Annotated in this window: 6 protein-coding genes and 3 tRNA genes; 4 read left to right on the top strand and 5 right to left on the bottom strand. The window is 73.8% G+C overall.

The window, feature by feature from the left end; genetic code table 11:
* Positions 1-20: 20 nt before the first annotated feature.
* From ABTY15_RS10110 to ABTY15_RS10100, 3 genes are all read right to left on the bottom strand, one after another.
* Positions 21-92, bottom strand: a tRNA-Val gene (locus tag ABTY15_RS10110).
* A 34-nt stretch (positions 93-126) separates the two neighbouring features.
* A tRNA-Cys gene (locus tag ABTY15_RS10105) sits at positions 127-200 on the bottom strand.
* Positions 201-240: 40 nt separating this feature from the next.
* Positions 241-313, bottom strand: a tRNA-Gly gene (locus tag ABTY15_RS10100).
* 328 nt (positions 314-641) lie between these two features.
* On the opposite strand from ABTY15_RS10100, the gene ABTY15_RS10095 reads away from it, so the two are divergent.
* From ABTY15_RS10095 to ABTY15_RS10085, 3 genes are all read left to right on the top strand, one after another.
* Positions 642-1,703, top strand: a complete 1,062-nt coding sequence (locus ABTY15_RS10095; RefSeq protein WP_350579169.1) for a chorismate-binding protein — start codon at positions 642-644, stop codon at positions 1,701-1,703.
* A gap of 38 nt (positions 1,704-1,741) precedes the next feature.
* The gene (locus ABTY15_RS10090) at positions 1,742-2,578 is read left to right on the top strand and encodes an aminotransferase class IV (protein WP_502893464.1); all 837 of its coding nucleotides are present in this window, start codon (positions 1,742-1,744) and stop codon (positions 2,576-2,578) included.
* A 75-nt stretch (positions 2,579-2,653) separates the two neighbouring features.
* Complete coding sequence (locus tag ABTY15_RS10085; protein WP_350579163.1) at positions 2,654-3,496, top strand: GNAT family N-acetyltransferase; 843 nt, start codon at positions 2,654-2,656, stop codon at positions 3,494-3,496.
* Positions 3,497-3,508: 12 nt separating this feature from the next.
* Here the strand turns inward: ABTY15_RS10085 and ABTY15_RS10080 are convergent, their stop codons facing one another.
* Positions 3,509-4,009 carry a DsbA family protein gene (locus ABTY15_RS10080; RefSeq protein WP_350579155.1) on the bottom strand — a complete coding sequence of 167 codons (501 nt, stop codon included), beginning with the start codon at positions 4,007-4,009 and terminating at the stop codon, positions 3,509-3,511.
* 110 nt (positions 4,010-4,119) lie between these two features.
* Between ABTY15_RS10080 and ABTY15_RS10075 the strand changes: the two genes are divergently transcribed.
* The gene (locus ABTY15_RS10075; protein WP_350579152.1) at positions 4,120-4,575 is read left to right on the top strand and encodes a hypothetical protein; all 456 of its coding nucleotides are present in this window, start codon (positions 4,120-4,122) and stop codon (positions 4,573-4,575) included.
* Between the two features lie 41 nt (positions 4,576-4,616).
* Here ABTY15_RS10075 and ABTY15_RS10070 read toward each other — a convergent pair whose 3' ends face one another.
* Positions 4,617-5,186: a CGNR zinc finger domain-containing protein gene (locus ABTY15_RS10070; RefSeq protein WP_350579149.1), complete on the bottom strand. Its 570-nt coding sequence runs from the start codon at positions 5,184-5,186 to the stop codon at positions 4,617-4,619.
* Positions 5,187-5,417 lie beyond the last annotated feature (231 nt).

Raw genomic sequence — 5,417 nt, 5'->3', positions numbered from 1 at the left:
AGACCCCGAAGGATCCGACGTGCGCGATACTGGGATTGAACCAGTGACCCCTACCGTGTCAAGGTAGTGCTCTCCCGCTGAGCTAATCGCGCGGGGAGGTCTCCCGGTGGAACCGGGTGAGCCTCTTGGAGGTGGAGACGGGATTTGAACCCGTGTACACGGCTTTGCAGGCCGTTGCCTCGCCTCTCGGCCACTCCACCAGGCAACACACGAAGAACGATCTTACACTGTTCTCCATCGAGCGGACGACGAGATTCGAACTCGCGACCCTCACCTTGGCAAGGTGATGCTCTACCAACTGAGCCACGTCCGCCTGTCTCCCGGGGGCTTCACCGCTTTTCTTCGGCTGCGCTCCCTGGCGACGTGTTGAACTCTAGCGGATTCCCGGCCCAGCTAAAAATCCGTTCCCGCAGCGAGCTGCGGGGATGCCCCCCGGGTGCCGTCCCGTCAGCCTCCTGAGCCGCTCACCGGCCGCCACCTGCGGCGCTCCCGCACGGTCAGCCGCAGGCCACCCGGCGCACACCCGCGCGCCGTCCCGGGCTGCTCGCGCCCCCGGGCCACACCGGCTCACGCCCCCGGGCCGCGCCGGCGCCCCCGACCTACACTTCAGGCACCGCCCAGCACCACCGCGCAGGAGAACCGTGTCCGGCCCCATCGCCCCCCACACCCCGCTCGCCCGCTTCGGCGGCCGCCTGGCCACCGGACTGCGCGACGTCACCTCGGACCCGGCCGCCCTGGACTCCACCGGCTACTGGGCCGTCGCCTACGACTTCGAGGGCCGCCTCACCTGCGCCCGCTTCGACCAGCTCCGCCCCGCCCCCGCCCCGCCCTCCGGCGCCGGCTGGCGCGGACCGGAGGCCGACAGCTGGCACACCTCCCTGGACCGCGCCGCCTACACCGCGGGCGTACGCCGCATCCGCGAGCACATAGCCGCCGGCGAGGTCTACCAGGCCAACCTCTGCCGAGTGCTGTCCGCCCCGCTGCCCGACCCGGCCCGCAGCGACATCGACGCCCTCACCGGCCTGCTCGCCCACGGCAACCCCGCCCCCTACGCGGGCACCATCCGACTGCCCTCGCACGGCGTCGAGATCGCCACCGCCTCACCCGAGCTCTACCTGCGCCGCTCCGGCCGCACCGTCTCCTCCGGCCCGATCAAGGGCACCGGCCGCACCGAGGACGACCTGCTGGAGAAGGACCACGCCGAGAACGTGATGATCGTCGACCTGGTCCGCAACGACCTCGGACGGGTCTGCGCGACCGGCAGCGTCACCGTCCCCGACCTCTGCGCCGTCGAGAAGCACCCCGGCCTGGTCCACCTGGTCTCCACCGTCGAGGGCACACTGCGCGAGGACGCCGGCTGGCCCGAACTCCTCGACGCCACCTTCCCGCCCGGCTCCGTCACCGGCGCCCCCAAGTCCAGCGCCCTGCGGATCATCGAGGCCCTGGAGACCGCCCCGCGCGGCCCCTACTGCGGCGCCGTCGGCTGGGTCGACGCCGACCGCGGCGAGGGCGAACTCGCCGTCGGCATCCGCACCTTCTGGCTCGACCGGACCGACCCCGAGGCCCCCCTGCTGCGCTTCGGCACCGGAGCCGGCATCACCTGGGGCTCCGACCCCGACCGGGAATGGGCGGAAACCGAGCTGAAGGCCGCCCGCCTGGTCGCGATAGCGTCGGGCGGCGACACCGGCCCGACCGGGCCGTGAACCGAACCGCCCCATCCCGCCCTGAGGAGCAGCCCGCGATGCCGAACCCGAACCCGATCACCAGCTGGGTCAACGGGGCGCTCGTCGACTCCGCCGACGCCACCGTCTCGGTCCTCGACCACGGACTCACCACCGGCGACGGGGTGTTCGAGACCCTCAAGGTCGTCGACGGCCGGGCCTTCGCGATCACCCGCCACCTCGACCGGCTCACCCGCTCCGCACGCGGCCTCGGCCTGCCCGACCCGGACCACGACCTGATCCGCGAGGCCTGCGCCCAGGTCCTCGCCGCCGACCCGGTGCCGCTCGGCCGCCTGCGCCTCACCTACACCGGCGGCATCGCCCCGCTCGGCTCCGAACGCGGCACCGAAGGCCCCACCGTCGTCGCCGCCCTCGGCGCGATCAGCCGCCGCCCCGACGCCACCGCGGTCGCCGTCGTCCCGTGGCGGCGCAACGAACACAGCGCCGTCGCCGGCCTCAAGACCACCTCCTACGCCGAGAACGTGGTCGCCCTGGCCGCCGCCCACCGCGCCGGAGCCTCCGAGGCACTGTTCGCCAACACCGCCGGCCAGCTCTGCGAAGGCACCGGCTCCAACGTCTTCGTCGTCCTCGACGGCCGCCTGCTCACCCCCGTCCTCGCCTCCGGCTGCCTGGCCGGCATCACCCGCCGGCTCGTCATCGACTGGTGCGGGGCCGAGGAGGCCGACCTGCCGCTCAGCGCCCTCCAGGACGCCGAGGAGATCTTCCTGACCTCCACCACCCGCGACGTCCAGGCCGTCACCCGGGTCGACGACCGCGAGCTCCCCGGCATCGGCCCGGTCACCGCCAAGGCCATGGCCGTCTTCGCCGAGCGCAGCGGCGACGACCTCGACCCGTGATCCCCACCCGGCCGCCGCGGCACCGGCGCGGGTGAGGTGCGGATAACCGGACAGGCGCGGGGAAGGGACCAGCACATGACCACCACGCTGCGCCCCGAGGGCCCGGAGACACCCACCACCGCCGGCGGCCGCACCAGGCGCTGGCAGATCTGCGCCAACGGCCGACCGGTCGGCGCACTGCGCACCACCGCCGTCCCGCACGGCAGTCAACTCTTCGGCGAAATAGCAGAGTTGGAGATCCGGGAGAGCCGCGGCCGGGGCCGCGGCACATTCGGCGCGCTGGCCGCGGAGGAGGTGCTGCGCGGCTGGGGCTGCACCCGGGTGGACGTCAACATCCCGGAACCGGCGGGCATCGCCCGCGCGCTCGCCGTCACCCTCGGCTACACCGAACGGATGCGGAACCTGGCGAAGCGGCTCACCACCGCCCCCGCCCTGCCGACCGGCGTCACCGCGCGCCGAATCGAGCCCGCGGAGCTCCCGGCCTGGCTCGATCGGGCCGCACAGGACTACGTCGGCTCGCTCACCGACTCCGGCCTCAGCCCGGAACAGGCCCACGCCAAGTCGCACCTCGACCACAGCAACCTGCTCCCGCAGGGCGCCGACAGCCCCGGCGTCGCCCTGCGCCACCTGTGCGCGCCCGGCGAGCCGGAACCGCTCGGCTCGCTCTGGGTGGACCTCCACCTGCGCGACCTGCCGGACGGCGAACCGCTCGCCTGGGTGATGGTCGTCGAGGTGTCCCCGGCCCACCGGGGCCGGGGACACGGCCGGACGCTGATGCTGCTCGCCGAACGCGAGTGCCTGGCCGCCGGTGTGCGGAACCTCGGGCTCAACGTCTTCACCCGCAACGACGTCGCCATCCGGCTCTACGCCTCGCTCGGCTACCGGGTCACCAACCGCGTCTACGGCAAGCCGCTCTGACCCGACACGGTGTCAGGAAGCCTTCGCCGCCTCGATGACGGCCACGATCCGCTCCCGCAGCCCGTCCTGGCTCTGCCCGCCGTCCAGTCGCTGCCCGCCGATCACGTACGTCGGCGTGCCGGTGACCCCGATCGCCCGGCCCTCGGCCTGGTCGGCATCCACCGTCAGCATGTGCCGGCCGTCGATCAGCGCGGTGTCGACCTCGTCGACGTCCGCCCCGACCTCCCGGGCCACCTCCAGCAGCACCTGCTGCCCCCGGGCATCCAAGTCCTCGACCCGGGCCAGCAGCGCCTCCACGAACGGCCAGCCCAGCCCCTGCGCGAACGCCTCCTCGGCGGCCTCCGCGGCCGCGTAGGCGCGCTTGTGCTTCTCCAGCGGGAAGTGCCGGAGCTCGATGAGCAGCGCGTCGCCGTACTGCGCGCGCAGCGCCCGCACGTCGTCCAGCGCGGTGCGGCAGTCCGGGCACTGGAGGTCGCACCAGAACTCAAGGCGGGGGAGGGAACCTTCGATCATTCCCCCAGTGTTCCACTAGTGGGCGCCCGCTCCGGCCGGCGGTGCGCCCGGGCGCACACCGAAAGGGAGGCTCGGATGACCAGGACGACCGGACGTGCGGGGGTGTCCCCGTGCTGAGCGCGGCGATCAGCTTCGCCCTCACGGCGGGAGGCGTGGCCGTCGCGGGCCTGCGCGCCTACCGGCGGCGGTTCCTCTCCGCGACCCGCTGGTTCGCGGTGGCCCTGCTGCCCGCCGGGCTCTACCTGACCGGGCTGTTCCCGCTCGCCCGCACCATCGCCGACGAGTTCGTCGACTGGGTGACCGGGCTGGTCTTCGACCCCAAGGTCTGGATCGGCATCGTGCTGCTGGGCGTCTCCGCGGCCCTGCTGCTCACCACCCGCTGGCTGGGCCGGCGCGGCGCCGTGGAGCCGGCGCCGGAGCGCCCGGCCGCCGCCGGTCCGGCGCCCGAGCGCCCGGCGGTGGCAGCCGCGCCGCCGAAGCCGAAGAAGCGGGCGGCGGGGAAGCGGGACGACGGCCTCGGCGGCTTCGAGGACATCGAGGAGCTCCTCCGCAAGCGCGGCATCTGAACCCGGGCGCGCTGCCCGGACGTGCGGCGCCGCAGCGGTGCTCAGGCGGAGGGGACGGCCTCCGCCGAGCGCTGGCGCGCCCGGTAGGCGGCGACGTGCAGCCGGTTCCCGCAGGTCCGGCTGTCGCAGTAGCGCCGGGAGCGGTTGCGCGAGAGGTCCACGAAGACCCGCGCGCAGTCCGGCGCCTCGCACCGGCGCAGGCGCTCCCGCTCGCCCGCCATCAGGATGAAGGCCAGCGCCATGCCCAGCTCGGCCGCGAGGTGGTCGCCGAGCGCGGCGTGCGGGGCGAAGTAGTGGATGTGCCAGTCGTGGTGGTCGTGGTTGGTCAGCCGGGGCGTCGTCCCGGCCGCCGCGACGATCGCGTTGACGAGCTCGGCGGCCTCCGCGGTGGACTCCGTCCCGAAGACCTCGCGCAGCCGGGTGCGCAGCTCGTGCACCTTGCGCAGGTCGTCCTCGGTCAGCGAGTCGATCTCGCTGATCTCCTGGCCGACCACGAAGGCGTCCAGCGCGGCCACGTCCGGCAGCCGCTCGGCGCCGCACACCTCGGGGGCGGTGTTGAGCAGCTCGACGAGGATGCTCAGCGCGCACTCGGTGTCATGGGTGATCAGCACGTTGGGGACTCCTCGCGCAGGGGGACTCCGGTACCCCGCGTCCACGGTTACCCCAGACCATACCGGGCCTTGCGGCGTCGGGTCGGCGCGTTCTTTCGAAGGCCCGTGCTGATTCCGCCAGAGCGTCCCCAAAGGACGCCCGCCGGGGCGGCTCCGGGCGGGCGGCCGAAAACCAGCGGCGCCCCGCACCGCTGGCCTCCCCGCACCCGGGTAGTAGGCTCGGAGGGCGGC

It is taken from the genome of Kitasatospora sp. NPDC097643, from assembly GCF_040302625.1.
Taxonomy (GTDB): Bacteria; Actinomycetota; Actinomycetes; order Streptomycetales; family Streptomycetaceae; genus Kitasatospora.
This window is presented reverse-complemented; position numbering and strand designations above follow the sequence as displayed.

Bases quoted from the DNA above. Each gene is read 5' to 3' on its own strand.
- ABTY15_RS10090 (WP_502893464.1), top strand. From the start codon at position 1,742: ATGCCGAACCCGAACCCGATCACCAGCTGGGTCAACGGGGCGCTCGTC.
- ABTY15_RS10085 (WP_350579163.1), top strand. From the start codon at position 2,654: ATGACCACCACGCTGCGCCCCGAGGGCCCGGAGACACCCACCACCGCC.
- ABTY15_RS10080 (WP_350579155.1), bottom strand. From the start codon at position 4,009: ATGATCGAAGGTTCCCTCCCCCGCCTTGAGTTCTGGTGCGACCTCCAG.